Source organism: Vibrio sp. 378, assembly GCF_033339435.1.
Map to the genome: position 1 here is coordinate 1 of NZ_JAWOUO010000976.1, position 558 is coordinate 558.

A 558-nucleotide genomic window follows, 5' to 3' on the forward strand; every position below is an offset into this window, starting at 1 on the left:
GTGACTGATCCACACGCCTCTATCACTTGCGAGCCAGTATCCTTCTTCGCTATCGGGTGCACGAGTCACGATGGCGGCGTCTAATTTGCCTTCATCTAGCCATTCGCGGAGCGTCACGCTTGGCTCACTGTACACCTGGATAGAGCAGGTCGGTTCGGTTTGCTGCAATACGCGGATGAGTTTCGGCAGCAGGCTATCGTTATAGTCTTCTGGACATCCTAAACGCAGTGGGCGTTTGTTTTCGTAGCGTTTTACTTGCTTGACGGCTTGATTGTGCAAACTTACGAGTTGCTCTGCATGCGCACGAAGTGACATACCCGCTTCGCTCAGTACAAGGTTGCGACCTTCCTTTTCGAATAAGCTGACATGGAGTTCATCTTCAAGCTTTCGCATTTGAGCACTAAACGCGGATTGGGTGCGATTGATTTGTTTTGCAGCACGAGTGAAGCTGCCTGTTTCAACAAACGCAAGAAAGCTGCGCAGCGCGTCAATATCCATATTCTTTTCTATCCATCGTTTTTGTTGAAGTGTTCCATCAAAACTATCCGTTAGTTTGAA

1 protein-coding gene is annotated in these 558 nt (G+C 48.6%); it reads right to left on the reverse strand.

Features of this window, described 5'->3' with window-relative positions:
- Nucleotides 1–498: LysR family transcriptional regulator (locus R7Q48_RS29890; RefSeq protein WP_318134012.1), on the reverse strand; the 498-nt coding region annotated here is incomplete at its 3' end.
- Between the last annotated feature and the right edge of the window lie 60 nt (nt 499–558).